Origin of the sequence: Arcobacter sp. L (assembly GCF_000284235.1) — a bacterium.
GTDB lineage: Bacteria > Campylobacterota > Campylobacteria > Campylobacterales > Arcobacteraceae > Aliarcobacter > Aliarcobacter defluvii.
On record NC_017192.1, the window covers coordinates 26956 to 52657 of the forward strand.

Annotated in this window: 30 protein-coding genes; 7 read left to right on the plus strand and 23 right to left on the minus strand. The window is 28.8% G+C overall.

What is annotated here, in order from left to right; translation table 11 throughout:
* Positions 1-65 precede the first annotated feature (65 nt).
* The 4 genes from nifK to nifH are packed head-to-tail and all read right to left on the minus strand — an operon-like array spanning position 66 to position 4426.
* Complete coding sequence (gene nifK / locus ABLL_RS00155) at positions 66-1610, minus strand: nitrogenase molybdenum-iron protein subunit beta (RefSeq protein ID WP_014472747.1); 1545 nt, start codon at positions 1608-1610, stop codon at positions 66-68.
* A 10-nt stretch (positions 1611-1620) separates the two neighbouring features.
* Positions 1621-3078 (minus strand): nitrogenase molybdenum-iron protein alpha chain, encoded by a 1458-nt coding sequence (gene nifD, locus ABLL_RS00160; protein WP_014472748.1) that lies wholly within the window; start codon positions 3076-3078, stop codon positions 1621-1623.
* A 33-nt stretch (positions 3079-3111) separates the two neighbouring features.
* Complete coding sequence (locus ABLL_RS00165; RefSeq protein WP_014472749.1) at positions 3112-3471, minus strand: hypothetical protein; 360 nt, start codon at positions 3469-3471, stop codon at positions 3112-3114.
* A 40-nt stretch (positions 3472-3511) separates the two neighbouring features.
* Positions 3512-4426, minus strand: a complete 915-nt coding sequence (gene nifH / locus ABLL_RS00170) for a nitrogenase iron protein (RefSeq protein WP_014472750.1) — start codon at positions 4424-4426, stop codon at positions 3512-3514.
* Between the two features lie 278 nt (positions 4427-4704).
* Here nifH and ppk2 point away from each other — a divergent pair, with 278 nt between their 5' ends.
* Both ppk2 and ABLL_RS00180 read left to right on the plus strand, forming a co-directional pair.
* Positions 4705-5505 (plus strand): polyphosphate kinase 2, encoded by an 801-nt coding sequence (gene ppk2 / locus ABLL_RS00175; RefSeq protein WP_258239360.1) that lies wholly within the window; start codon positions 4705-4707, stop codon positions 5503-5505.
* On the plus strand, positions 5502-6746 hold the full coding sequence (locus ABLL_RS00180; RefSeq protein ID WP_014472752.1) for a DUF4010 domain-containing protein: 1245 nt from the start codon (positions 5502-5504) through the stop codon (positions 6744-6746). Before ppk2 ends, ABLL_RS00180 begins: the two co-directional genes overlap by 4 nt.
* 10 nt (positions 6747-6756) lie before the next feature.
* Here the strand turns inward: ABLL_RS00180 and ABLL_RS00185 are convergent, their stop codons facing one another.
* The 19 genes from ABLL_RS00185 to ABLL_RS00275 all read right to left on the minus strand — a co-directional run bounded on the left by ABLL_RS00185 (position 6757) and on the right by ABLL_RS00275 (position 22195).
* Complete coding sequence (locus ABLL_RS00185) at positions 6757-8175, minus strand: PAS domain S-box protein (RefSeq protein ID WP_014472753.1); 1419 nt, start codon at positions 8173-8175, stop codon at positions 6757-6759.
* Positions 8176-8227: 52 nt separating this feature from the next.
* Positions 8228-9475 carry an RNA polymerase factor sigma-54 gene (locus tag ABLL_RS00190; RefSeq protein ID WP_014472754.1) on the minus strand — a complete coding sequence of 416 codons (1248 nt, stop codon included), beginning with the start codon at positions 9473-9475 and terminating at the stop codon, positions 8228-8230.
* Positions 9476-9528: 53 nt separating this feature from the next.
* A complete protein-coding gene (locus tag ABLL_RS00195) occupies positions 9529-9825 on the minus strand; it encodes a 2Fe-2S iron-sulfur cluster-binding protein (protein WP_014472755.1) in 297 nt (98 codons plus the stop codon).
* Positions 9826-9835: 10 nt separating this feature from the next.
* The gene (locus ABLL_RS00200; RefSeq protein ID WP_014472756.1) at positions 9836-10180 is read right to left on the minus strand and encodes a hypothetical protein; all 345 of its coding nucleotides are present in this window, start codon (positions 10178-10180) and stop codon (positions 9836-9838) included.
* A 92-nt stretch (positions 10181-10272) separates the two neighbouring features.
* On the minus strand, positions 10273-10665 hold the full coding sequence (locus ABLL_RS00205) for a nitrogen fixation protein NifZ (RefSeq protein ID WP_014472757.1): 393 nt from the start codon (positions 10663-10665) through the stop codon (positions 10273-10275).
* On the minus strand, positions 10655-10990 hold the full coding sequence (locus ABLL_RS00210; protein WP_014472758.1) for a nitrogenase-stabilizing/protective protein NifW: 336 nt from the start codon (positions 10988-10990) through the stop codon (positions 10655-10657). The genes ABLL_RS00205 and ABLL_RS00210 overlap by 11 nt, the downstream gene beginning before the upstream one ends.
* Positions 10991-11001: 11 nt before the next feature.
* On the minus strand, positions 11002-11523 hold the full coding sequence (locus ABLL_RS00215) for a flavodoxin domain-containing protein (RefSeq protein ID WP_014472759.1): 522 nt from the start codon (positions 11521-11523) through the stop codon (positions 11002-11004).
* 10 nt (positions 11524-11533) lie between these two features.
* Positions 11534-11965: a NifX-associated nitrogen fixation protein gene (locus tag ABLL_RS00220; RefSeq protein WP_014472760.1), complete on the minus strand. Its 432-nt coding sequence runs from the start codon at positions 11963-11965 to the stop codon at positions 11534-11536.
* Positions 11965-12360 carry a nitrogen fixation protein NifX gene (gene nifX / locus ABLL_RS00225; RefSeq protein WP_014472761.1) on the minus strand — a complete coding sequence of 132 codons (396 nt, stop codon included), beginning with the start codon at positions 12358-12360 and terminating at the stop codon, positions 11965-11967. Before nifX ends, ABLL_RS00220 begins: the two co-directional genes overlap by 1 nt.
* Positions 12361-12424: 64 nt before the next feature.
* Positions 12425-13678 carry a SagB/ThcOx family dehydrogenase gene (locus ABLL_RS00230; protein WP_014472762.1) on the minus strand — a complete coding sequence of 418 codons (1254 nt, stop codon included), beginning with the start codon at positions 13676-13678 and terminating at the stop codon, positions 12425-12427.
* Positions 13662-14105: an ankyrin repeat domain-containing protein gene (locus ABLL_RS00235; RefSeq protein ID WP_014472763.1), complete on the minus strand. Its 444-nt coding sequence runs from the start codon at positions 14103-14105 to the stop codon at positions 13662-13664. The genes ABLL_RS00230 and ABLL_RS00235 overlap by 17 nt, the downstream gene beginning before the upstream one ends.
* Positions 14106-14627, minus strand: a complete 522-nt coding sequence (locus tag ABLL_RS00240; protein WP_014472764.1) for a hypothetical protein — start codon at positions 14625-14627, stop codon at positions 14106-14108. It abuts the gene before it with no gap.
* Between the two features lies 1 nt (position 14628).
* Positions 14629-15006, minus strand: a complete 378-nt coding sequence (locus ABLL_RS00245) for a hypothetical protein (protein WP_014472765.1) — start codon at positions 15004-15006, stop codon at positions 14629-14631.
* Positions 14996-16291 (minus strand): nitrogenase iron-molybdenum cofactor biosynthesis protein NifN, encoded by a 1296-nt coding sequence (gene nifN, locus ABLL_RS00250; protein WP_014472766.1) that lies wholly within the window; start codon positions 16289-16291, stop codon positions 14996-14998. The genes ABLL_RS00245 and nifN overlap by 11 nt, the downstream gene beginning before the upstream one ends.
* Positions 16292-16406: 115 nt before the next feature.
* On the minus strand, positions 16407-17816 hold the full coding sequence (eat, locus tag ABLL_RS00255) for an ethanolamine permease (protein ID WP_014472767.1): 1410 nt from the start codon (positions 17814-17816) through the stop codon (positions 16407-16409).
* A 13-nt stretch (positions 17817-17829) separates the two neighbouring features.
* Complete coding sequence (gene eutC / locus ABLL_RS00260) at positions 17830-18681, minus strand: ethanolamine ammonia-lyase subunit EutC (protein WP_014472768.1); 852 nt, start codon at positions 18679-18681, stop codon at positions 17830-17832.
* 1 nt (position 18682) lies between these two features.
* Complete coding sequence (locus ABLL_RS00265) at positions 18683-20080, minus strand: ethanolamine ammonia-lyase subunit EutB (protein ID WP_014472769.1); 1398 nt, start codon at positions 20078-20080, stop codon at positions 18683-18685.
* 136 nt (positions 20081-20216) lie between these two features.
* Positions 20217-21563 (minus strand): nitrogenase component 1, encoded by a 1347-nt coding sequence (locus ABLL_RS00270; protein ID WP_014472770.1) that lies wholly within the window; start codon positions 21561-21563, stop codon positions 20217-20219.
* A gap of 101 nt (positions 21564-21664) precedes the next feature.
* Positions 21665-22195: an NAD(P)H-dependent oxidoreductase gene (locus ABLL_RS00275; RefSeq protein WP_014472771.1), complete on the minus strand. Its 531-nt coding sequence runs from the start codon at positions 22193-22195 to the stop codon at positions 21665-21667.
* A 102-nt stretch (positions 22196-22297) separates the two neighbouring features.
* Between ABLL_RS00275 and ABLL_RS00280 the strand changes: the two genes are divergently transcribed.
* The 5 genes from ABLL_RS00280 to ABLL_RS00300 all read left to right on the plus strand — a co-directional run bounded on the left by ABLL_RS00280 (position 22298) and on the right by ABLL_RS00300 (position 25678).
* Positions 22298-22642, plus strand: coding sequence for a helix-turn-helix domain-containing protein (locus tag ABLL_RS00280; protein WP_014472772.1), 345 nt, complete (start codon positions 22298-22300; stop codon positions 22640-22642).
* A gap of 75 nt (positions 22643-22717) precedes the next feature.
* A complete protein-coding gene (locus ABLL_RS00285; protein ID WP_014472773.1) occupies positions 22718-23107 on the plus strand; it encodes a NifB/NifX family molybdenum-iron cluster-binding protein in 390 nt (129 codons plus the stop codon).
* A 9-nt stretch (positions 23108-23116) separates the two neighbouring features.
* Positions 23117-24088 carry a NifU family protein gene (locus tag ABLL_RS00290; protein WP_014472774.1) on the plus strand — a complete coding sequence of 324 codons (972 nt, stop codon included), beginning with the start codon at positions 23117-23119 and terminating at the stop codon, positions 24086-24088.
* Entirely contained in the window at positions 24085-24450 is a 366-nt protein-coding gene (locus ABLL_RS00295) for a NifB/NifX family molybdenum-iron cluster-binding protein (RefSeq protein ID WP_014472775.1), read from the plus strand. The genes ABLL_RS00290 and ABLL_RS00295 overlap by 4 nt, the downstream gene beginning before the upstream one ends.
* Entirely contained in the window at positions 24440-25678 is a 1239-nt protein-coding gene (locus ABLL_RS00300) for an FprA family A-type flavoprotein (protein ID WP_014472776.1), read from the plus strand. Before ABLL_RS00295 ends, ABLL_RS00300 begins: the two co-directional genes overlap by 11 nt.
* The last annotated feature ends 24 nt before the right edge of the window (positions 25679-25702 follow it).

Here is a 25702-nt window from a genome sequence, read left to right on the forward strand (position 1 = left end):
ATATAACTGAATATATAATGATACCTAAAAAAAACTAGAAGTTATAAAAACTTCTAGTATAAAAATTATCTAACTGAATCGAAGAAATAATCTGTTTCAGCAATATTTTTTGTTTGTTCATCAAGATTATCTAAAATACTATTAGTAATCCATGTTAATAGATTAATACCACCTTCATATCCACTAATAGAATATCTATGTAAATGATGTCTATCAAAAATTGGGAATCCAATTCTGATTAATGGAGTTTTAGTATCTCTATATAACTCTTTTCCGTAAACATTTCCAATCATAAAATCAACAGGCTCAGTAAATAGTAAGCTTCTTAAATGCCATAAATCTTTTCCTGCCCAAATATTACATTCAGCAGCTCTTGGAGATTTAGATAAAATTTCTTTCATATCTTCTTCCCAACCTTTTCTTGGCGCATTGTGGCAAAGAACGTGAGTTGGAATTGCTCCCATTTCAACTAAGAATGAAACCATTCCTAATAAGAAGTCAGGATCTCCCCAGATAGCAAATTTTTTGCTGTGCATATATGGATAAGAATCTTGCATTGCATCTACTAATCTTGCTCTTTGTTGTTTTAACTCTTCAGGTACTTCTTTTCCAGTTAATTCAGCAAGTTTCATAACGAATCCATCAGTTCCACTTAAACCAATTGGGTTACAAGTTTCATATTTTTGTTTCCATTTATTTTTAATAGTTTTAGCTGTTAAAACAGTTGAATATTTTTGTAAACTGATAGTTGCACTTGCATTGATAGCTGTTTTAGCATCAGCTATTTTTGTTCCACCAGCATATAATTTATATTCTCCTGCTCCTGTATCCCATTGTTCTTCATGGTCACCAATCATAATGATTTTGTCACCGAACATTTTAGAGATTTTTTTGATCTCTTTTAATGATCCTAAATATGGTTCAAATCCAGGAATGATGTTAATTCTTTCTGCATCTACTTCTTTAGTTACACCTTCACTTAATTGCTCTAAAGTTGATTTCATCATATTATCATAACCAGTAATATGAGATCCTACGAAAGATGGAGTGTGTGCATGAGGAATTAAGATATTATCTAATTCACCTTCAGCTTCTTCTCTAGCACCTATGATAAATGCATTTAAGTCATCTCCAATAACCTCTGCCATACAAGTAGTAGATACAGCAATCATTTCAGGTTTATATAAAGCATTACAGTTTCTTAAACCATCTTTCATATTTGCTAATCCCCCAAATACCGCTGCTGATTCAGACATAGAATCTGAAACACAAGGAGTTGGTTCTTTAAAGTGTCTTGTAAAATATGTTCTAAAATACGCAACACAACCATGAGATCCATGAACGTAAGGCATAGTATTTTCAAATCCTAAAGCTACCATTACAGCACCTAAAGGTTGACAAGCTTTAGCAGGATTAACAGTGATTGCTTCTCTAGCTAAATTTTTTTCTCTATAATCCCAAGATTCAGTCCATTTTTGAATTTCTGCAACTTTTTCAGGTGATGTAGCACCAGCTGCACTTTCAAATTGTTTTTTATTTTTTAAAACTTCTTGATATTCAGGTTTTAAAAATAGTTTTTGTCCATTTACAATGTTTTCAACGTCTTGCATAGCCTTCTCCTTACGCTTCTTTTTCCCATGGAGCTTTTGTGTGGTTCCATACTGGTGAGTTAATTGCTAAATCCATGTCTCTAGCGAAAATTGCGAATGCATCATAACCATGGTATGGTCCTGAATAATCCCAAGAGTGCATTTGTCTAAATGGTAATCCCATTTTTTGGAATACATATTTCTCTTTTACTCCTGCTGCAACTAAATCAGGTCTTAATTTTTTAACGAAAGCTTCTAATTCATACTCATTTGCATCATCATAAATTAGAGTTGATCTTTCAATCTCATCTTTAGTTCTTTTATAATCATCACCGTGAGCGAACTCATAACCAGTTCCAATTACTTCCATTCCTAAATCTTCATAAGCTCCAATAACGTGTCTTGGTCTTAATCCTCCAACATAAAGCATAACTTTTTTACCTTCTAACATTGGTCTGTATTTTGCAATAACAGCGTCAGTCATAGCAGTATATTTAGCGATAACAGCTTCAGTTTTTTCTTGAATTGATTCATCAAAGAATGAAGCAATTTTTCTTAAAGACTCAGTTGTTTTTGAAGGTCCAAAGAAGTTATATTCCATCCAAGGAATGTTAAATTCTTGTTCCATATGTCTTGCAATATAGTTCATAGATCTATAGCAATGTAATAAATTTAGTTTTGCTTTTGGTGCAATTGCTAACTCTTTATAAGTAGCATCTCCTGACCATTGAGCAATAACTCTTAATCCCATTTCTTCTAAGATAATTCTCGTTGACCAAGCATCTCCACCGATGTTATAATCTCCAATAATTGATACATCATAAGGAGTTGATTCGAAATCTTTTTTATAAGAGTTATCAGGCATAATATAATCTCTAATCATATCGTTTGCAATGTGGTGACCAAGTGATTGAGAAACCCCTCTAAATCCTTCACATGAAACAGCTATAGTTTGAGTTCCTGACTCTTTTTTATAAACTTTTGCAACTGCATGAATATCATCTCCAATTAATCCAATTGGACACTCAGATTGAATTGAAATACCATTATTTAATGGGAATAATTCATCAATTTCTGCTAGTGCTTTTTTAAGTTTTTTATCTCCACCAAATACGATATCTTTCTCATTAAAATCTGTAGAGAAGTTCATAGTAACAAATGTATCAATACCAGTTGTTCCAATGTAATAATTTCTTCTACCACCTCTTGAATATTGTCCACATCCAATTGGTCCGTGAGAGATATGAATCATATCTTTAATTGGTCCCCAAACAACCCCTTTAGAACCTGCATAAGCACATCCTCTTTGAGACATAACTCCTGGAACTGTTTGTTTATTACTTTTTGTTGTATCACAAGAACCTTTTGAAGTTTCTGGTGAATCAATACCTAAATGTTTTGCTCTACTTTTTTTTACTTTCTCAGGATATGATTCAAGTACTTCAGCAAGAGCTTCTTTTTGTAGACTTTCTAATGTTTCTGGTCCCATAGTTTTCTCCTCTTTATATAAGAGTTAAGTAGCTTACGCTACTTTTACTCTGTATAGATTCATGTCATCTAATTTTTTACAAATATCTTTAGTTGAATCACCATCTACGTTTTTTGAAATTTCAGAAATTTGATATTTATTTGTGTAATAAATCATTTTGAAATCGTCTTTAGGTGCACATTCTGTGTTTGTATAATAATCAACTAAAGCTGTATGTAAAAAAGTACCAGCTGGCACAGAAAGTTCTTCTAATTTAACACCTTCTCTTGTTTCACTTGTCAAAGTTACAGTTTTCCCAGTTGCATCTATACCTTCTTGAACTTTTTCAATAACTTTGTCAAAACTTACATCATTTCCTTCACTTGCTGGGAAGTGGTATCCACATATAAACATGATTTTCTCCTTACTACTATTTATTTTTGAATTTTAATTATTAAGCTTCTTCAGCTTTTTTACCGATGTTATCTAAATCTGCTTCTTCTTCTAAACCGAATTCCATTAATAGGTTTTCTAAATCATCCATTTCTAATGGAGTTGGGATAACTTTTAAGTCATTAGCAATGATTTTTCTTGCTAATTCTTTGTATTCCATAGCTTGGTCAGATGTTGGAGCGAATTCAACAACTGTCATTCTTCTTAACTCAGCTCTTTGAACGTGGTTAGATCTTGGAACGAAGTGAATCATTTGAGTACCAATTTGCATTGCTAAGTGTTTTGCAAGGTCATACTCTTTATCTGTCATCCTAGCGTTACAAATTAATCCAGCAAGTCTTACCCCACCAGTATTTGCATATTTTAAAATACCTTTAGAAATGTTGTTAGCTGCATACATAGCCATCATTTCTCCAGACATTACGATGTAGATTTCTTGTGCTTTACCTTCTCTAATTGGCATAGCAAATCCACCACATACAACGTCTCCAAGAACGTCATAAGAAACGAAATCTAATTCGTCATCATAAGCACCTTCTTCTTCTAAGAAGTTAATAGCTGTAATAACTCCTCTACCTGCACATCCAACACCTGGCTCAGGACCTCCAGACTCAGTACAATTGATATAACCTTCAGTTATTTCATTGTTATCGTAGTGGAATTCACCAGCACCTGGTTTACATACATCTTCTAATTCTAAATCTTCAACTGTTCCAGCTTCAGAAGCTAATTGCATAATTGTAGATTGTGCTTTTTCATGTAAGATTAATCTTGTTGAATCTGCTTTTGGGTCACATCCAACGATTAATATTTTTTGACCATAATAATGACACATAGCTGCTAATGTGTTTTGAGATGTAGTAGATTTACCAATCCCACCTTTTCCGTAAAACGCGATTTGTCTTAATGCTGACATTTTATCTCCTTTGATTTTTATGTTTACGAAATTGGTAATTGCACTTTGTGTTCCACAGAAAGTTTTTTTTTGAAATTTTTTTTGAAATTTTTAAAAAGCCCTAAAATAGGAACTTCTTAATAAAATCTTTTTTTGAATATTCTTTTTTGGAGTTTTTTTATCCTATTTTATTAGAACAAAATTTGTAAATAATTTTGTAAATTTAAAAATAAAGAATAGATTTTTTGGCAAAAAAATAATAAAGTCTTTAATATTTAAATGTAATTCAAATAGATTAAATGTATACTATTTTTCAAATCTCATTACAAAAAGAGTTTAAAATGAAAATAAAAGAATATAAAAAAGAGTTATATGATTTACAAGTTGAGCTTGTAAAGTTTCAAAAAGAGGTAATTGAGAAAAAATTACAAGTGTGTATTATCTTTGAAGGAAGAGATACAGCAGGTAAAGATGGAATTATAAAAAGATTTTTACAACATTTAAGTCCAAGAGAAGTAAGAACTGTAGCACTTAATAAACCTAGTGATAAAGATCATATGTCTTGGTATTTTCAAAGATATGTTCATTTTTTACCTTCAAAGCAAGAGATTATTTTATTTAATAGAAGTTGGTATAATCGTGCAGGAGTTGAAAAAGTTATGAACTTTTGTACTCAAAAGGAGTTAAAATCTTTTTTTGAAGAGGTTGGAAGTTTCGAACAAATGCTAACTCATTCAGGTGTGATATTTTTTAAATATTATCTTGATATATCAAAAGATGAACAAAAAGAAAGATTAAAAGATAGAAAAACAAATCCACTAAAACAGTGGAAAGTAAGTCCTATAGATAATAAAGCTCAAGAGTATTGGGATGAATATTCAAAAGCAAGGGATGAGATGTTTATTAGAACTTCTTTTAGTTTTGCTCCTTGGTATGTAGTTAATGCAGATAATAAGAAAAAAGCTAGATTAAATGTGATAAAACATTTTTTGTCAAATATGGATTATGATAAAAAGAATGAAAAACTTTTAGCTTTTAGTGGTGATATTGTTTGTAAGTTCGATCCTATTTGTTATGAAAAAGGATTAATTAAAAAATGATAATAGATTCACTTTTTACACATTTAATTTTTACAATTTTGTTTAGTTTTTTGATAGGTTTAGAAATAAGAGCTTATAAATTAAAATTCCATCCCACAGATAAGGAGTTTTTTGGAACAGCAAGAACTTACACTTTTGTAGGAATATTAGGTTTTATTTTTTATAAAATAGAACCCGTTAATTTTTCAATTTATATCGCTGGATTTATTGGAATTACTCTTTTATTTTCACTTTTTTATAATAGATTATTGGATGAAAGAAAACATAGTATTGTTTTATATTTAGTTTTATTGATAGTTTATAGTTTTGGTCCTTTGTCAAATCTTTTCCCTTTATGGCTGACTTCTTTAGTTTTTGTATTAACTATATTTTTATTAAATGCAAAAAATAAAATATTAAGTTTTAATATGAATATAAATATTTATGAATTTGAAACTTTAGGTAAAATGATTTTGCTTTCAGCAGTTGTTCTTCCTTTACTTCCAGAAGACAAACTAATTCCTTATTTGGGAATTTCACTTTATAAAATTTGGTTAACTGTAGTTGTAATTTCTGGAATTTCTTATACTGGATATTTAGTTCAAAAATATCTTTTCCCTTCAAAAGGAATTTTTCTTACAGGTTTGATAGGTGGAAGTTATTCTTCAACAGCAACAACTGTTGTATTATCAAAAAAAGCACAAACTTTAGATAAAAATCATATTATAACAGCTTCAATAATAGCTGCAACATCTATGATGTATATTAGAATACTTATAATTTCATATATTTTCAATTTTGAAGTTGCAAAAACAATTTTGTTACCTTTTTTATGTTTTATAGTTTTAACTGCTGTAATTACATTTATTTATTACAAAAGAGCATCAAAATCAATTAATAATATTGAAATGAAAGACTCAAATCCTTTAGAATTAGGAACAGCATTTATTTTTGCATTTTTATTTATTATTACTATGTTAATTACAAATTTTGTTGTTGAAAATTATGGAACAAGTGGATTACAATTTTTATCTACAATTATTGGATTTACCGATATTGATCCATTTATTTTGTCTTTATTAACTGGAAAATATACAATTGAGTCATCTCATATCGCATCAGCAATAATCATATCTTCTGGTAGCAATAATATTTTAAAAGCAATTTATACTTTTTGGTTTGGAAAAGATAAAACATATACAAGTTTTATTTTGCTACTAATTTTAGGAATTTTAACAATAGCAGTAGGATTTCTTTTATAGAACTCCTACTTTAAAAAGTTATAGAAACAATAAAACCTTTATATTCTTCATTATCAAATTTTATATGACAATTATCAAAAGAGAATAAATATTTATGCATTTCTACTATTATTTTATAACTATTTGTTAATCCCAATCCCGTACCTTGACTTTGATGTTTAGTTGTAAAATATGGTTCAAGTATTTTAGGAAGTATATCTTCATCAACTCCTCCTGCATTATCTTGGATTTTTAGAGTAATATGGTTATCTATATTTTCAGTTTTTATTAGAATAATTCTATTATCAATATTTTTTTCAATAAAAGCTTCAATTGAATTATTTAAAATATTTTTTATTGCTTCAGAGAATCTAAATTTATCTATATATACTTTATTATCAATTTTATAATCAGTAATAATTTTTATATGATTTTTGTTCAAAAGATTTTTCATATCATGCAAGATTTCGTTCATTAATTGGCAAAGGCTATAAGATTTTTCAAGATTCTCAAAAGCCATATCATCAAAATTATTAATTATATTTGATAAATAATTTGTAATTTCTACAATTTTGCTCATATCATTATCTAAATTTGAAACATCATATAACTTTAATTCATTTTGTAGTTTTATTCCACTTGCAATAATTGAAATTGTACTTAATGGCTGTTTCCATTGATGTGAAATATTTTGAATTAATTCATTTAAAGATTTAAATTTTTTCTCCAAATCAATAAGTTTTAAAAGAGTGAAATCTTTAATAATTAATAAAATCTCTTTTTGATTTGGCATTAAATTCATTGTAATATAAGTAATCATTGATTTTTCATATTTTGTAATAAAGGTAGTTTCAAAGTTTTCTATATATTTTTTTTTAATTACTTGCGGTATTAGTTCTTTTATTTTTTCTTTGTTTTCTTGATGGAATAAATCAAAAACCGGAATATTAATAAGTTCATTGTAACTATATTCACTCAATTGTTTAAATGAATCATTAAATCTTATAAATTTTCCATCTAAATCAATAGTTGCAATTCCATCTTTTGAGCTATAAAATATTGTCTCAAACTCTTGTTCAATTTTTTGTTCTTTTCCTAAATTAATAACTGTTATATATAACAAAATAGATTCTACATTTAATTCAATTCTTTTACTTTTGATTAAAACATCTAATGCTTTTCCATCTTTTGTTTTATGTTTTGTTTTAAATCTATCCCAACCTTTTTCCAAAATATTCTTTTGTCTTTTCTCCATCTCTTCGAGTGTCAGAAATTCTAAAGTTAAATCTTTTGGAGTGATTTCTTTGAACTCTTCTTTTGTATAGTTATATAATTCTAAAGCTTTTTGGTTAAATAAAATAAATTTTTGTGTTTTTAAATCAAGAACTAAAATGGCATCAAGTGATTCATTAAATAAAGTTGATAACAAAGTTTGTTGTTGAATGTTCATAGAAGTCCTTTCTATATAATCGTCATTATATAGAAATAAAATAGCAATAATCTTACAAATTCTCAACTTTGTAGAGTTTTTTTCTCTCTTTAGATGAAGGTATATCTAATATTTTTCTATATTTTGTGATAGTTCGTCTTACCATTTTTAGAGAAAATTTTTCTTCAATATACTCCAAAATAGCTTCGTCAGTCAAAGGTTCGTCTTTATTCTCATAATCAACTAAACTTTTTATATAGCTTTTTATTTGTGAAGATGATAAATCTTTATCAACAGCATTTGTAAAGAAATATTTTAATGGAAAAATTCCTAAGTTACACTCTATATATTTATTTGAAACAGCTCTACTTATAGTTGATTCTGCAAATCCTAATTCTGCGGCTATTTCTTGCATAGAAAATGGTTTAAGTTCTCCTCCAACAAAAAATGAGATTTGTTTTTCTACAATAATTAAAACGATTTTATATAAAGTTGCTTTTCTAAGGTTTAATAAATTTACTAAATCTTTTGCTTCTTTTAGTTTCTCTTTTATATTTTCGTTTTTTGTATTAAAAGGATTTTTTACTTTTATATCTGGATAATAAGAGTTGTTTATTTTTATCTCAATATCTTCATTAATCTCAACAAAAAAATCAGGTATAACTTGAACATTGTCATTTATATAATCAATAGCTGGAGGGTTGTTGAAATATTTAATAATATCTTTTGCATCATTAAATCTATGATGTGCAGCATATTTATCAATATGTGTTATGTCTTTTATGATTTTTTTAGTGAAATTATATAATTCATCATCAATACTTCTATCAATTGAATCAAGCTGAAATAAAAATGATTCTTCAAGATTAAGTGCCCCAACTCCACTTGGTTCTAGCCTTGAAAATCTTTGTCTAATTGATTCAACATACTCTTTATAAACATTACAAGTTATAGCAATTTTTTCTATATCTCCATCAAAATAACCATTTTCATCTATATCACACAAAATTTCAAGTGCAACTTTTTTTGAATTTGGTGTAGGGAAAAGCGTATCATCTTCTATTTGTTCACTTAATTTATCATTTAAAGATTTTGCATAAAAAGCAAGTGATTCAATAAATTCACCACTTGTTCCATTTGATGTAAAATTATTATAAAACTCTTTTGGTTTTTTAACTTCCAAAAATGGATTTTCATAAGATAAATTAGTAAGATATGATTCTAAATCTTGTATTGATGTTTGTAGCATTGGTAGCCACAATTTCAATGATAAATTTAAATTCTGTTTTTGAGAAGTTGATATAGATAATGTTTGTGCCATAATTTTATTATGCCCAAATTCAAAAAGAATTTGGACTTTCCTTCGTATATTTTTTAATACTTAATTCTAACTACACCATTTGGTTTAATTATTTTCATTTGACAAGATAATCTAGCTTTTTCAGTGTTTGTTCCAGCACCTGCTTCTGCGATTACTTTTTTCTCTTTTTCATTTATTTCAGAAATAAATTCCATACCTTGTTCAATTGAAACTAAACATGTACCACATTGTCCATCTCTACAACCAAATGGTAAAGCTGAACCTGATGCTTCAACTACATCTTGAATTGTACTTCCAGGTTTTACGTTGATTGCTAAAAAGTCATTTACGATTTCTACTCTTGTTGTCATTTTATATTCCTTATTTTAATTTGAATGGTTTTACTAAAATATCACCTTTGATTAACATCATTGGTGCAATTCTGATTTTTGGGCTTATTGTGAATTGTTGACATTGATCAGCTTCTTTTTGACTGATTGCTCCAAGTTTAACTAAGATGTCTAACTCTTCATCTTCCATGTAGCTAGTTGGCTCTTCATTACTTAAATTTTCAACACAAATTAAACAATTAGAATAATCACCATCAACTGCAAATGGAATTGGAATATTCTTTTCCTTTGCTAACCTAACAATAGGCTCTCCTATTTTTCCCTCATACACTCCGTCAGTTTCCATGTCAAAATGCATAAAAATTACTTTTGCCATATTTTCCTCCTACTTTTTTTAGACTTGTATAAAATTTACCAAGCCAAGTGATAAGATTCATTAAATCCTTTCATTTGACTTGAGTAAAAATACTATTTTGAATAGTATTTTTCTCTATGTTTTTTCATAAACTCTAATTCTTCTTGAACTTCATCCCTATAATCTTCCATTGCAAGTAGTTCATGTTCCCTACAACCTACAACTTCAATAAGTGCATTTACATCTAAAAAATGAACTTCATAAACTCTAATTACTTGTAAAAATTCTCCAATAGATTTGATGTAACCAATAGCACCTTTTTGAACCATTATGGCTCCAATTGGTGCATGTGGATATGTTCCATCATTTTTTATATCTTCAAGAAGTTGCACTTTTTGCCCTATTCCAAATTTTGCAACTTCTTCATCTCTTCCTGAACGGTTAGCCGTTACACTATCGTGCAAAAAAGTGTTTGCATCAACGATTTGTTTATGATCAACAGCCACAACTTCCTCCTGTAGATGATGAACTTGAACCACAAGAAGAACAACCTTCTAGTTTTCCAGTTTCATACATATTCCAAACTTCAGCTGCACTTGGTGCATGACCATTTTTATAGTCACCATATACTCTTAGTAAAGAAAATTTTAGAAATTCTAAAAGTTTATTTTCTTCTGCAATTGACTCTAAACCTTTTTTTATTAGACTTCCATACTCTTTCATCATATGAAATCTTTTTACATTTATTAACTTTTGGTCAAATTCAATACCAAAAAAGTTAAAAAAATCTTCCGTATCTCTTAATTTATAAAATTCTTCTACAGTTCCCATAATTCATCCTTTTATAGGTCTAATTCACCTTTTAATTGTTCTATCCAATTTTTGATTCTTTCTTTAGTTTTACCTTTTTCATTGTGGTCATCAATAGCCAAACCACATAATTTTCCATCCATTTCAGCCAAAGAAAACTCATATTTATAATCATCTTTATCCACAAATCCAACAGCTGTTGCTCCTAAATCTGTAAAAGTTTTATATAACTTCCCTAATGCTGAACAGAATTGTTCACCATGTTTTACACTATCACCTGCTCCAAAGAAAGCAACTGTTTTTCCAGAAAGGTCTGGTTTTTCATCTTCTAGTTCTAATTGAACATCAACCCATGAGAAATGTACATCTCCTTGTCCCCATGTAGAACTTCCTATGAATAAGATATCGTAGTCTTCAAATTGTTCGATGCTATCAAAATCTTCTTCCATGTTTATTACATCATCTTCATCTATATCAAACTCTTTAGCTAAAGCTTTAGCTACTTTCATAGATGTACCACCTGCAGTTCCACAAAATATTCCCATTTTCGACATTTCTCAATCCTTATACGTTTTTATATTTATTGTAAGTTTCTTGCGCATTTGTAAGGTATTTTTCACCCTCTTTTTCTAAATCCTCATAAGCTCTAAATGAGAATCTATGTGCATCTTTAAAGAACTTTTCACAAATAACGATTTTATCTGTGAAAACAACAACTCTTCCAAAACCTTCGTGACTCATTTCCATAACAACAGAACACATAATTCCTGTTAATTTTTCAAAAGCAAGTGCAACAGCTTGATAGATAAGTCTTATATCTTTGATTTGCATTTCATCAATATCAGCAATAATAGGGATATTTTTCAAATCCTCTTTTGTTTTGATATATTTCTCTTCTATTAAGTCTTTATCACTTTTATTTGCCCAAGTTCCAAACTGGTCTAAGGCTCTAATCTGACCGATTAATGTATCAATAAATAGTTTTTTAGCGTCCATTATGCAGCCTTTTTTTCAATGATTTTTTTAATAAACGGAGGTGGATTTGTATTTAGCATAGTTGTTAGTTTTTTTATTTCTTCTTCTATTGAAACGCTTTCTTTGTATTTAATAGGAAAGATTCCACTATTTATAATCTTTGCAGCAGCAATTGCTCCAATATTTGTAAAATAAACAATATCAATATTTTTTAAAAGTTCAACAGTTTTATCTGTATCTTTATCTTCAATTTTAATGATTTCGCAAACGTTAGTAAGGTCTTTCCCTATTTCATAAACAGCGAATTGCTTAGCACTTCCAAAATGTGAATCAATATTTTCTAAATCGCTAGTTGCAAATGCAACTTTTAGATTACCAGTTGACGGTTCATTTGATTTTATTTTTATGCTTTTCATGTTATATCCTAAAAGTTATATATAAAGACCTATATGCAATTAGTGTTCCACAACTTTTTTTGTTTTATTTTCCTATTGCAAAAAGATAAAATATATTATTTTCAGTTTCAAGAAATTCTTTAGAAATATCGTCAAAATAAGCACCTAAGCCACTACATGAAATATTTAAGTGTGTTGAGCGTAGATATAAAATTTGAGAAATAAATCCTGTTAAGATATATAAATAAAAATATTCTTCACTATTTTTTGCTGTAAAAAATAGACTTATTGCACTATCACCTGAAAGTTTTTGATTTAAAGCTAATTTAGTTGCAATTTCTTTAAAATCGCCCTCTTTTTGTAAATCCACATTTTTGTAGAGACCTTTTTTCATATCTTTTAGATTGTTATTTATAAAGTAAATCTCTATTTCATATTTTTGTGCAAATTCAAAAATATTTTTTGTAATAAATAAAAAATCATCTTTAGAGATTTCATCTTTTTTAAAAGCTCTAATTGAACGGCGATTATTTATAGCTTCTTGTAAATCTTCTTTTTTTAAATCATTTAATAAATTTATATTTGAAACAATAGGAAAAAAGTCTTTTTGTGCTTTTATGTAAAACTCTTCGATAAAATTTTCTTTTAACTGATAATCACAAGCACTTACATTTACTATTGGAGTTCTTAACTTTTTACACTCCAATTCTTTATGAATTTGAGTGAATACAGAAGTATAAAATGATTCAAATTTATCAAATGAAAAATCCTCATTTAAAGAGTCTTTATCAAAATTAAAATCTATGTTAAAAGGTAAATTTTCAAGTTCTAAAGCAGCATAAATAGAACCCAAAAGATGACCAGTATCAAGTAAAATATATCTTATTGCTCTTTTTTCATATTTCCAAGCTGAGCGGAAATAGGCATTACTTATTAAGAATATGATTTTCTTTTGAAATTTATCTTCAAAATAGTATTCAACTCCATCATTACTTAATTCATGGATTAAAGTGATTCTGTTTTCTATTGCTTCATAGTGATAAATTCCATTTACTAAAGATTTTATTCCTCGAAGTTGGATATAAATTTCACTTGGATATAAACCTCCAGCACTTGGATTTGCTCTTAAATCAACTTTTACATTTCCATAGGTTTTAGATGCTGTAATTTTTCCAATATTTTTAATAAATTTTAATTCTTCAAAATCATCTAAATTGAAGGATAAAAAAAAGGAAGGATAAGATTTATAGGCTCTTGGTTGAGTCCTATAATCTATAAAATTTGAGCCAGTTAAATACTTTTTAGCATTAATATCAGTTTTATCATGAAACTTTTGCATTTTTTAATAGTTTCACAATTTTTGGAGTAACCGCTAAATCAATAGCTTTAAATCCATCTAAACTTTCAAATTCTGTTTTTGCACCATGTTTTAAAAGAAGTTCTACAAAATCATCTTTTCCTGCACTTGCACAATACATTAATGCAGTTACATTATTTACATTTTGTGAATCTATATCAATCCCTGCTTTGATAACAGCTTCAAAACATTCATAAGAGTTTGCAAAACATGAGTTCCAAAGTGCAGAGTTCCCATCTACATTTTTCATGTTTAATTCAACATTCATAGATAAAAGTTCATTTACTAACTCTATTTCCCCTTCACGACATGCTTTCATAAGTGCAGAATTTCCATATTTTCCTGCACTATTTAGATTAGTTAAATCATATTCGTTTTCTTCTAACCATTTTTTTAATTGAGTTGTCATTTAAACACCCATCCAATTTTCGTGAGTGTGACCTTTTGGTTTAAAGTTAACAACTTCATTTAAAGTTTGTGAAAAATCTTCCATTTTAAAATCATCTTCTAAATCTGTTGGAATCTCTTTATATTTTATAACACCCTCTTTATCAATTACGAAAATCGAGTTTGCAACCATTGAATCATCTATATTTACTCCAAATTTATTTGAAAAATCAACAAAGTCATTTGAAATAAATTCTCTATCTAAAGCATACTTTTCTGCAATGTCTTCAATTATTTCTTGACTACTTGAAGTGATGATATAAGGGAAAACTTTTCTTTTTGTTGTATTAATTATTTGATGTAAATCAGAGTTATATTTACTTACATCATTTAAAGTAATCATAACTTGAACAGAAGGTGCCATCAAACCAATAACTTTAACTTCATCATTTAGCATTTTTACTCTAACAGCAGGTGCTTCACCTTCAACTTTTCTCTCTTTTTTACCTAATGTATATTTATTATTTTTAAATGTAATTTCCATATTATAAAATTTCCTTGTGTATTATTTGACAATCTTTATTTATCATTATTAATGATTTTATTAAATTGTTTTTTTCATCATTTAGATTAAACTGTTTTGCAAATGATTTAAAGTCATTTGAAATAAATGATTCATTTAATTCATATTTTTCAATAAGCTCTTTTATTTCATTTTGTGAACTTGAAGTTATAATAAAACACTCAATTTTGTCTTTTGAAAAGTTTATGCTCTCTTTTAATTTATCGTTAAACTCCAATATATTTGGAAGAATAACAATCACTTGAGCTTGTAATTTTGGAAGACCAAGTAGCTTTGTACTCTCATTTAACATTTTTATTGATGTAAATGGAACTATTGGAAGATTTGGATTAATGCTCATGACTCTCTCCTAGTTTATGGTGATTTATCAAATTTGCTAATTCAAAAAGTACATAAGTACTTCCTTCATATAAAACATCATTTTTTAGTTGATTTCCTAATCCTTCAAAATCTGGGAAACCTCTTAGCATCAAGGCTTTTTTATGTTTTATAGTAAGTCTTTCTCCATGAAAGTTTGAAATTAATACATCACTTTCTTGCAAAAATGATTCCACATCTTCAAAATCTCCAATTAAAAGATTTTCACATGGGATTTCATCTAATAGGTCATTTCTATGAGTAGTAACAATCGCTTTTATTGTAGCTCCTGCTTCTATTATTGTATTTGCAACACTGATTGCTTGGTCTGGTTCAAGAGCAATTACAACTTTTGAACTACCTATTGCAAAGTGTGTATCTAAAAGGGCATCTTGTAATCTTTTTCTCCATCTAACAATTGATGGATGCGGTTGAGAAATATTTTTTAAGTTGCATAAAGCTTTATAAAAATTATCACTTTGTTCTAATCCACCTAAACTATCAAAATGAAATAGATTTAGATTTGTATTTTTTTCAAGCATTTTTTGTCCACATTTTTGAACGCTTTGTCCAATAGTAATTACTAAATGTGAAGTTGCCAATTTTTTAATATCTTCAACACTTATTCCTCCACTACTTAAAGCTCCTTGTTTTAAACCTAAGTGACCATCAAGTGATTCACTCAAATCTGGAAGTGCAAAAACTTCATATCCAAAAAGTGAAATAGTATCTTTGATTTTTTCAATTTCTATTGGTTTTAGATTTACGTTTGGAATTATTAAAGCTTTATTTGTATCTATTTCAGAATCTTTTTCAACAAGTTGGTCAATAGTTGCTTCAACTGCTTTTGCAAAACCACTCTCAATTGAGCCTTCAAAATCAGGTGTATTTACATAAACCATTAGTTGTTGATCTTTTACAAGTAAAGTTGCACCTTTTATATCATCACCTTTTGTTTCAGTAAGTCCAGTTGTAAAAAGACCAACTAAATCAGGTTTTACTTTTTTTGTGATATTTTTAATACTTTCACTAATAGCATAATCTCCACCATCAATAACAGCAGTTATATCATTTACAGCTGTTGTTTGAACAGCAATTGGGTCATTAAAGTGTCTAGTGAAAAATACTTTTGTAAATGAGGCACAACCTTGAGCACCATGCATCAATGGCATACAGTTTTTTATTCCTAAAAAAAATAGCATCGCTCCCATTGGCTGTGATAGTTTAATAGGGTTTAGTTGTAAAGGTTTTTTACTAATAGCTTCCATGGAATTTCCTAGGTTTTTTTTAAAAACTTGCAAGAAGTGTTCCTAAGCTAAGGGAATTTTATAAATAAAGAAAATGTAGTTTATATTCAAGTACTAAATGTACTTGAATATAATTTTATAGTTCGTGTTCTAACTCTTTTTCAGCTTTTTCAATCATAGCAAACTCTTCTTGTGCAGTTTTTGCAACAAGATGATTTTTACTATATAAGAAGAAATATAATGAACAAACTACATATAAAATAATTGTGTAGTTAAATGCTCTTGGGTCAAATGCATAAACCCCAGTTAAAGCAATAAGTGATAAAACTAATGCCACACCAGAAGTTGCCATTCCTCCAGGAGTTTTATAAGGTCTTTTCATATCAGGTTGTTTAACTCTTAATAAAATATGACTTAATGCCATAAGAGCATAAGAGATAGTTGCCCCAACAACTGCCATACCAAGCATTAAATCACCCTCTCCACTTAAAGATGCTAAAAATCCTAAAACACCAGGAACAATAAGTGCCCAAGTTGGAGTTTTTCTTTTACTTGTAAGTGATAAGAATTGTGGTAAATATCCAGCTCTTGATAAAGCAAAGATTAATCTACTATAACCATAAATAATTGAGAAGAATGATGCAACAAGACCAGCTAATGCAAGAACATTTACAATTGTTCCTAAAGTTTCATTTCCTGTAAAATTTAAGGCATCAACTAATGGAACTGTACTTTTCCCAATCATTTCAGCGCCACTTGCTCCTGCAAGTAAAAATAAAACTAAAACAGCCGTAAATAATAGGAACATCATAGCTCCAATAATACCTTTTGGTACATCTTTAGCAGGATTTTTTGCTTCTTCAGCTGCTAATGGAACACCTTCAACTGCTAAAAATAACCACATAGCAAAAGGAAGCGCAGCCCATACTCCATGCCAACCAAATGGTAAAAATTCAGTTGCACCTACAACATCAGCAGATGGTGCAATATTAAATAAATTTGCTGTATTAAAATCACCAATTAAAGCAATTGCAGTTGCAATAATGGCAAATACAGCTAAAGCACTAATTACCATCATTGTTTTTAATGCTTCACCAGCACCTAAAACGTGAATAGCAATAAATACAATATAAAATATTGCATAAACAATTGGACCATTAACACCTAATAAACTCTCAGTTGCAGCACCTATAAATATAACTATAGCAGCAGGTGCTAAAGCATACTCTATTAGTATGGCAAGACCAGTTAAAAACCCACCTATTGGACCCATAACTTGTCTAGCAAAACTATATCCACCACCAGCAGCTGGAATCATCGCTGACATTTCAGCTAAAGATAATACCAAACATACATACATAAGTGCCATTAGAATGGCTGAGATTAAAAATCCTCCCCATCCAGCTTCAGCTATACCAAAATTCCATCCAGCAAAATCACCAGAAATTACATAAGATATTCCAAGTCCTGCAAGTAACATCCAACCAGCAGTTCCTTTTTTCAATTGACGTTTAGCAAGATATTCTTCGTCGATTTTATTTTTCATTTTATTTCCTTAATTAATTTAATAAAAAATTTTTTTGTTCTATTACATTTGTTATTTCATCATCTGATGTTCTATCTTTTATATTTACACCTGATAATTGTAGTTTTCTTGATTCTTTTAATAAATAAACACTCTTTTTTGTAGCCTCCTCATAACTTAGTCCGTCCATACGAACATTTGAAATACAATTTCTATTTGAATCATTTAGCCCAACTTTTGGTGAATAAGTTAGATATAAACCTAAACTATCAGGTGAGCTTAGCCCAGGTCTTTCACCTATTAAAACTAAAACAGCTTTTGTATTTAAAAGTTCACCAATTTCATCACCAATCGCAACTCTTCCTTGCTCAACTATTGTAAAAGGTGCAAGTAACCACTCTTCATCATCAGTTACAAGTTCTTTTGAAAGTTTGTGAATAAAGTTTGTTGCATTTTCTTTTATTGCAAGTGATGAAAGTCCATCTACTACAACAATTGCTAAATCATAGGATTCTTCTTTTTGAAGATTTTGTAGTTTATGTTTTGATTCTTTATTTAATCTTCTTCCTAAATCAGGTCTTTGAAGATAAATATGTCTATTTGTTGCTTGAGAATGAAGTAATATTGGAGTTACTCCTTCACTTAATAAACCTTTTGCATTGTTACTTCCAAGTAGTTCGAGTTCCAGTGGCATATTTGAAAAGTCATCTTCAAGTTTTTCTATATCAAGTGGTAAATGAACAGCATCTCTTGCTTTTGCATGAGCCAATTGGAAATCCAATAACTTTTCAGTTGGTAAACTAACCCCAGTTCTTCCAAGTCCTATTCTTGCATCAGTATATTCTTTTAAAGCTTCCCAAGGATTTTTAATCACTAATTCATTCATATTAATTTCCTATAACTTTAGATAAAGAGTTTGCAAAAAGAGGAGGAATATTATTGTTTAAAAGGTAGCCATCCATACTTTTAAAAATTTCCATTTTTTCAAGCCATGCTTTAAATTCAGGAGCTGGGTCAAGATTTAATACTCGTCTAGCATATAGTGCATCATGAAAAGATGTAGTTTGATAGTTAAGCATAATATCGTCACTTCCAGGAATTCCCATAATAAAATTAATTCCAGCAACTCCTAAAAGAGTTAATAAATTATCCATATCATTTTGGTCAGCTTCTGCATGATTTGTATAACAAATATCACAACCCATTGGCACACCTAAAAGTTTTCCACAAAAGTGGTCTTCAAGCCCTGCTCTACTTATCTCTTTTCCATCATATAAATATTCAGGTCCAATAAAGCCAACAACTGTATTTACTAAAAGTGGAGAGAATTTTCTTGCAACTGCATAAGCTCTTACTTCACATGTTTGTTGGTCGACTCCAAAGTTCGCATTTGCTGAAAGAGAACTTCCTTGTCCAGTTTCAAAATACATAACGTTGTTTCCAACTGTTCCTCTATTTAGACTAAGTGCAGCTTCCTGAGCCTCTTTTAGTGTTGCTAGATTAAATCCAAAACTTGAATTAGTCTCTTGTGTCCCTCCAATAGATTGGAAAACTAAATCAACAGGTGCTCCTTTTTCAATGCATTCGATTGTATTTGTAACGTGTGTTAAGATACAAGATTGTGTTGGGATTTGATATTTTGAAATTACTTCATCAAGTAGTTTTAAAAGTTTTGTAGCTTGATTAACATTATCAGTTGCTGGATTTATTCCAATAACAGCATCACCATTTCCATATAATAATCCATCAAGTGTACTTGCAGCTATTCCCATAACATCATCAGTTGGGTGATTTGGTTGAAGTCTTGTTGATAAATGTCCTTTCAGACCAATAGTGTTTCTAAATTTTGTTATAACTTCACATTTTTTAGCAACCATTATTAAATCTTGATTTCTCATGATTTTACTAACAGCTGCAACCATTTCAGGTGTTAAACCATCTTTTACAGCTTGTAAAGTTTTTGTTGTTGTATTATCTGAAAGTAGCCAGTTTCTAAACTCACCAACACTTAAATTTGAAATTGGTTCAAATGCCTTTTTATCATGTTCATCAATAATAAGTCTAGTGATTTCATCTTGTTCATAGGGAATTAATGCAGTGTTTAAAAACTCTTTTAATGGAACTTCTGAAAGTCTCATTTGTGCAATTACACGTTCTTCTTCATTATTAGCTGCAACTTCAGCTAATATATCTCCAGATCTTTTTGGCGTTGCTTTTGCCATCAAATCTTTTAAATCTTTGAAATGATAAGTTTTATTACCATAAACAAATTTATATTCACTCATTAATTACCCCTTTAAAAGGGTAATTCTAACTCAACTTAATTATCAAATAATCAAGAAAAATGTATAAATTATAAACAAATTACTAATATATTTTGATATATTATTTATTTGTAATTTTAACATAATTTTTACACAATTAGTGATTTTCTCCCCAAGGTTCAGGGTTACCAACTATTTTAAATACTTTGTTATTAACTGCATTAGATACATCAATAGCAAGATTTATAAGTCCAGCATAAGCTCCATAACTTACTTTTTTCTCTTGGTTTACATCCACAAAAGCTACTTTTTTCTTAATTGCTGTATATAAACTTCTTCCACCTGCAAGTAAAATATCAATATTATGTTCATCAATAAGTTTTGATTGTTCACTTGGGTCTTCCATCAAAATTTTTACATATTGAGCGCAGATTTCTCTATCTTCTAATGTAGCTTTTTTAACACTTGTAGCAACAACATCAATACCTATATCTTGAAGTGCAGAAGCAATTGACCAAGTTTTATTTCCACCTGTATTTAAAATTGCTTTTTTGCCCTCTAAAACTTTTCTATATGGAATAAGTGCAACTTCAAGTTTTGCTTCTTCTTCAGCAATAACAGCTTCAGCTCTTTTTGATAACTCTTCATCTCCAAAAGCATTAACTATACTTCTAATTGCATTTGAAGTATCACGTTTTCCATAAAATGAGATAGAGATATATGGAATTTCATATTTTTCTTGCATTTTTCTTGTTAGACTTATAAGTGATTTTGCACAAACAATTACATTTAATTTTGCAGTGTGAGCCATTTGAATATTTTCAATTCTTCCATCTCCTGCAAGTGTTGAAACAACTTTTATTCCAATTTTTTCAAGTAGTGGTGTATACTGCCACATATCACCAGTTACATTATATTCTCCAATCAGATTAATTCCAAAAGGATGAATCTCTTCTGGTTCTCGTGTTCCAATTAATTGATGTAAAACAGATTCACCACCTAGACGTGAGCCTAAATTTTTACCACCAACAAAACCTGGAGAGTGAATAACAACTACAGGAATACCATGTTTTTTTTCCATTCTATCACATGTATTATCCATATCATCACCAATCATTGCAGTTACACAAGTTTCATATACGAAAATACCTTTTGGATTTTTATGTTCAACAATATAATCTATGGCTTCTTCAAGTTTTTTATCACCACCAAAGATTACATCATTTGTATTAACATCTGTTGTAAATCCTGTTACTGTGTTATTCTCACCATGATGAGAAGTTAAAGTTTGTCTTGTCTCCCAAGAAGCCCCAATACAAGTTGCAGGAGAGTGAACTAAATGAACAACATCAGCAAAAGGAAAAAGTGCGATTTGAGCTCCCTCAAATGCACAACCTCCACTTGTTGCTCCTGGTTTTGGTTTATCACATGATGATTTTTTTGTTTTATTATGAGAACATGCACTTTCGCTTAATAATTCTTTGATTAATTTTTTATTTACCATAACGTCCTCTTTTGTTTTGGATTTTTTTATGATTTATGCAAATTCTATTCCCATAAGAGATAAGTTCTAAATGTCTGTTTAGACGTTTAGAATTAAAAGAATTATTTAGATAGTTGATTTATATATTTTATATAATCTTCTGTGTATTTATTTAATATTTCTTCTGGTAGTTTATATTCTGTTCCATAAATAATAAAAGGTTTTTTGTAATCCATTTTTATGTAGTTTGACGTACCTAAAAACGGAAAAAGAAACTCTTCAACACTTTTCTTATCTTTTCCAGTTTCACTAAACGCTTTTTCATCTCCGCCACAACTAACAACAACAGCAAAAGGTTTATTTTCTAATTTATAATTAGCACCATAAGCAAAATCATATTCAAGTACAAGATCAAACCACTCTTTTAAAAGTGAAGGTGAACTAAACCAATACATTGGAAATTGAAAAATTATTACATCATGTTTTAACAATAACTCTTGCTCTTTTTTTATATCTATTTTAAAGTCTGGATAGTTTGTATATAAATTGTTTATAGTTACATTTTCTAAGTTACTAATTGCATTTGTAAGTTTTTTATTTACAATTGAATTTTCAATATTTGGGTGAACTAAATTTACTAATATTTTTTTCATAATTAAAGCCTTTTTTATAAATTTAATTGGATTATATATAAATATAAAATAAAATGTAAGTATGTACTTTTATGTAATATACTATCAATTAGGAAAGTGTCAATGAAAAAAAATGAAGAAAATCATATCACGCAAACACCATTTGGTTATACTTTATCCCTAATTTCTGGGAAATGGAAAATGATAATTTTATACTTATTATCAGAGTATGAAGTTATAAGATACAATGAACTACAAAGAAAAATAGGTGCAATTACTTATAAAATGCTCAGTTCACAATTAAAAGAGTTAGAAGCGGATAAATTAATCACAAGAAAAGAGTATCCAATGATTCCACCAAAAGTTGAATATAGTTTAACACAAAGAGGAAAATCTCTTATTCCTATTTTAGATGCAATGTGTGAATGGGGTTATAAAGAAAGACCTGACATAAATTGTATTATTTAAAATAAAAAATCACTCTTTCATTATTAAGGAATAGTATTTGCATTACTCTTTTTGTTAAACAAAAGGAGTCTTACAATGATTGCTATACCATTAGACAAAAAAGATTCAACAACAATATCCGAATTGTTTGGAAATTCAGCTTATTTTGCTTTTTTAAATGAAGAAACAGGACATTTTAAAGTAGTTAAAAATCAAGCTTGTGGAGATGGATTAGAAACAGCTAAGTTTCTTTCAAAACAAAATATTGACAGTACAATTTTTTATCATATGGGAGAAGGAATTTTCAACTTTTTTCAAGAAAAGAAATTGAAAGTTTATAGTTGCGTAAAAAACTATCTAAGTATAGATGAAATTTACAGACAGATATTATCTGACAAATGTAAACTTGTAACAAAATCAAATTGTTCTACTCTTTTGGATTCAGGAATGCCAAGTGGTAGTTGTGCTTGTAGTTCAGCAAAATAGGAATAATTTATGAAAAAGGATTTGGAATATTATCTTAATTTAGAGTATCCCTTTGAAAGTTATTTTGGTGAAAATGAGATAGGTGATGCTTATTTAGTTCAATATTTAGATTTTGATATAAAAGCTGCAAGTGAAGATTATGAAGAAGCAGTAGAACTTGCAAAATCCTATCTAAAAGAATATATAAAAAAACAATTGGAATTAAACAAAGAGATACCAAATCCAAATGAAGGAATGAGATTTATGGAACATAGAACAGCATTAGAAGCATATAAGAATCAAGATTTTAAAAAGGCTTTTGAAATTTGGAGCCAAGAGGTTAATCATAAAAATGATCAAGCAATGGCAAATTTAGGTTTAATGTACCTAAAAGGTGAAGGTGTAGAAAAAGATTTCTCAAAGGCAAAAGAGTGGTTTGAAAAAGCAAGTATTTATGATAATGATTCAGCAAATTTCAATTTAGCTTTGATGTATCAAACAAAAATTGGTGTTGAAGAAGATATTGAAAAAGCAATAGAATATTTTAGAAAAGCTGTTAGGAAAAATCACATTCAAGCAGCGTTTAGATTAGCTTTAATTTTATTAAAAGATAGACAAAACCTTGAGCGATTAAAAGAAGGTTTTGACTGTATGATAAAAGCTGCATTAAATGGGCATGTTATGGCAAAAGTTCAACTAACAGGTTCAGACAAAAATATAACTGATATAAATGAATTAAACCAATTCTTTAGAGCACAAGATTTAGAAACACAACTAATTACAGTAAATGATGCTCTTGAAAGATATATAAGACCAATATTGAAAAAAGATGGTGGAGATATAGTTTTAATTGATTATAAAAATGAACCAGAAATTGAGTTAAGACTTGCATATCAAGGGGCTTGTGTTGGCTGTTCAATAGCTTCAACTGGAACATATGAGATGATTAAAAATACTATTGAACAAATAATAGATAAAAGGGTTAGGATTTTTATATTATGAAAATTGCGTTTGCTTCACAAGACAATATTCATGTTAATCAACATTTTGGTTGGTGTAAAGAGTTTTTTATTTATGAAATAATTGGTGAAGATTATACTTTTTTAAAATCAGTTGATTCTTCACTTGAAATTGATGATGAAATAGAAAAACTTTCATATAAAATAGAGTGTCTTGAAGATAGTGATATTTTATATGTACAGCAAATTGGACCAAAGGCTTCAATGATGGTTAAATCATGTAAAATTTTTCCAATGCAATCAAGTAGAGAAAATGAAAAAATTATTGATATTTTGGAGCAATTTATAAAAATGCAAAAAAATCCTCCTCTTTGGATGAGAAGGTTATTACAAAATGAATCATAAAAAACCAATACAAATAGTTGAAAATATTTATTTTATAGGTGCTTTTGATCCTGATATTAGAACATTTGATATTATTATGAAAACTGCAAATGGTTCTTCATATAATGCTTATTTGATAAAAACTTCTGAAGGTGTAATAATAGTTGATACTGTAAAACTAGAGTTTCAACAAGAGTTTTTTTCAAAAATAGAACAACTTTGTTCTTATGATGAAATTAAGTATGTTTTATGTCACCACTTAGAACCTGACCATGCAGGTGCAATTCCAGAACTTATAAAAAGAGCTCCTCAAGCAAAAGTTTTGATTTCTCCTCAAGCAACTCCTATGTTAAAAGCAATAACAAATAATGAAAATATTGATTTTGAAACCGTTTGGACAAATAAAGAGTTGAAATTAGGAGAAAAAACAATTAAGTTTTTAACTACTCCATATTTACATTGGCCAGAAACAATGAGTTCTTATGTTGTTGAAGACTCTCTTCTTTTTAGTGGAGATGTTTTTGGTAGCCATTTTTATGATAATAGATTATTTGATGATTTAGTTGGAGATTTTTCTTATGCTTTCAAATATTATTATGACCATATTATGAGACCTTTTAAAACATATGTTTTGAATGCTCTAAAGTTATATGATAAACTGGAGATTAATATTATTGCAACTTTACATGGACCAATAATTAGAGAAAAACCATATAAATATATTGAACTTTATAGAAAATGGAGTTTAGATAGACCTGAAAATATTAGTTCTTCAAATAAAATAATCTCTATATTTTATTTAACAAGTTATAAAAATACAAGGGATATGGCAGAAGCTATCTTTGATGGGGCAGAAAGTATAAAAACTATAAGGGCTAGTTTATATGATTTAGCTTCAATAGAAGAGCAAAATATGATAAATATTCTTGAAGAGAGTGATGGAATACTTATTGGAACACCAACAATAAACGCTGATGCTCCAAAACCTGTTTGGGATTTATTATCTTGTATGATGTATTTAGAAAAAAGAGGAAAAACAGGACAGGCTTTTGGAAGTTATGGTTGGAGTGGTGAAGCTGTAAATATGATTTTAGATAGAATGAAATCACTTCATTTTAGAGTTCCTCCAATAGAGCCAATGAAAATAAGACTTATTCCTAATGATGAAGAATTAGAAAATTGTTTTAATTTTGGAAAGGAGTTTGCTCAAATTGTAAATGGCAAAATGATTGAAATAGATATGAATTAAAAAATTAATTACCGATGAGTATAA

Bases quoted from the DNA above. Each gene is read 5' to 3' on its own strand.
- ABLL_RS00210 (WP_014472758.1), bottom strand. From the start codon at position 10,990: ATGGGAACTGTAGAAGAATTTTATAAATTAAGAGATACGGAAGATTTT.
- ABLL_RS00245 (WP_014472765.1), bottom strand. From the start codon at position 15,006: ATGAGCATTAATCCAAATCTTCCAATAGTTCCATTTACATCAATAAAA.
- ABLL_RS00280 (WP_014472772.1), top strand. From the start codon at position 22,298: ATGAAAAAAAATGAAGAAAATCATATCACGCAAACACCATTTGGTTAT.
- ABLL_RS00240 (WP_014472764.1), bottom strand. From the start codon at position 14,627: ATGGAAATTACATTTAAAAATAATAAATATACATTAGGTAAAAAAGAG.
- ABLL_RS00275 (WP_014472771.1), bottom strand. From the start codon at position 22,195: ATGAAAAAAATATTAGTAAATTTAGTTCACCCAAATATTGAAAATTCA.
- ABLL_RS00185 (WP_014472753.1), bottom strand. From the start codon at position 8,175: ATGAACATTCAACAACAAACTTTGTTATCAACTTTATTTAATGAATCA.
- nifK (WP_014472747.1), bottom strand. From the start codon at position 1,610: ATGCAAGACGTTGAAAACATTGTAAATGGACAAAAACTATTTTTAAAA.
- ABLL_RS00220 (WP_014472760.1), bottom strand. From the start codon at position 11,965: ATGGACGCTAAAAAACTATTTATTGATACATTAATCGGTCAGATTAGA.
- ABLL_RS00270 (WP_014472770.1), bottom strand. From the start codon at position 21,563: ATGGTAAATAAAAAATTAATCAAAGAATTATTAAGCGAAAGTGCATGT.
- eutC (WP_014472768.1), bottom strand. From the start codon at position 18,681: ATGAATGAATTAGTGATTAAAAATCCTTGGGAAGCTTTAAAAGAATAT.
- nifH (WP_014472750.1), bottom strand. From the start codon at position 4,426: ATGTCAGCATTAAGACAAATCGCGTTTTACGGAAAAGGTGGGATTGGT.
- nifX (WP_014472761.1), bottom strand. From the start codon at position 12,360: ATGAAAAGCATAAAAATAAAATCAAATGAACCGTCAACTGGTAATCTA.
- ABLL_RS00230 (WP_014472762.1), bottom strand. From the start codon at position 13,678: ATGCAAAAGTTTCATGATAAAACTGATATTAATGCTAAAAAGTATTTA.
- ABLL_RS00265 (WP_014472769.1), bottom strand. From the start codon at position 20,080: ATGAGTGAATATAAATTTGTTTATGGTAATAAAACTTATCATTTCAAA.
- ppk2 (WP_258239360.1), top strand. From the start codon at position 4,705: ATGTATACTATTTTTCAAATCTCATTACAAAAAGAGTTTAAAATGAAA.
- ABLL_RS00215 (WP_014472759.1), bottom strand. From the start codon at position 11,523: ATGTCGAAAATGGGAATATTTTGTGGAACTGCAGGTGGTACATCTATG.
- nifD (WP_014472748.1), bottom strand. From the start codon at position 3,078: ATGGGACCAGAAACATTAGAAAGTCTACAAAAAGAAGCTCTTGCTGAA.
- ABLL_RS00290 (WP_014472774.1), top strand. From the start codon at position 23,117: ATGAAAAAGGATTTGGAATATTATCTTAATTTAGAGTATCCCTTTGAA.
- ABLL_RS00285 (WP_014472773.1), top strand. From the start codon at position 22,718: ATGATTGCTATACCATTAGACAAAAAAGATTCAACAACAATATCCGAA.
- eat (WP_014472767.1), bottom strand. From the start codon at position 17,816: ATGAAAAATAAAATCGACGAAGAATATCTTGCTAAACGTCAATTGAAA.
- ABLL_RS00165 (WP_014472749.1), bottom strand. From the start codon at position 3,471: ATGTTTATATGTGGATACCACTTCCCAGCAAGTGAAGGAAATGATGTA.
- ABLL_RS00195 (WP_014472755.1), bottom strand. From the start codon at position 9,825: ATGACAACAAGAGTAGAAATCGTAAATGACTTTTTAGCAATCAACGTA.
- nifN (WP_014472766.1), bottom strand. From the start codon at position 16,291: ATGGAAGCTATTAGTAAAAAACCTTTACAACTAAACCCTATTAAACTA.
- ABLL_RS00235 (WP_014472763.1), bottom strand. From the start codon at position 14,105: ATGACAACTCAATTAAAAAAATGGTTAGAAGAAAACGAATATGATTTA.
- ABLL_RS00200 (WP_014472756.1), bottom strand. From the start codon at position 10,180: ATGGCAAAAGTAATTTTTATGCATTTTGACATGGAAACTGACGGAGTG.
- ABLL_RS00190 (WP_014472754.1), bottom strand. From the start codon at position 9,475: ATGGCACAAACATTATCTATATCAACTTCTCAAAAACAGAATTTAAAT.
- ABLL_RS00300 (WP_014472776.1), top strand. From the start codon at position 24,440: ATGAATCATAAAAAACCAATACAAATAGTTGAAAATATTTATTTTATA.
- ABLL_RS00295 (WP_014472775.1), top strand. From the start codon at position 24,085: ATGAAAATTGCGTTTGCTTCACAAGACAATATTCATGTTAATCAACAT.
- ABLL_RS00180 (WP_014472752.1), top strand. From the start codon at position 5,502: ATGATAATAGATTCACTTTTTACACATTTAATTTTTACAATTTTGTTT.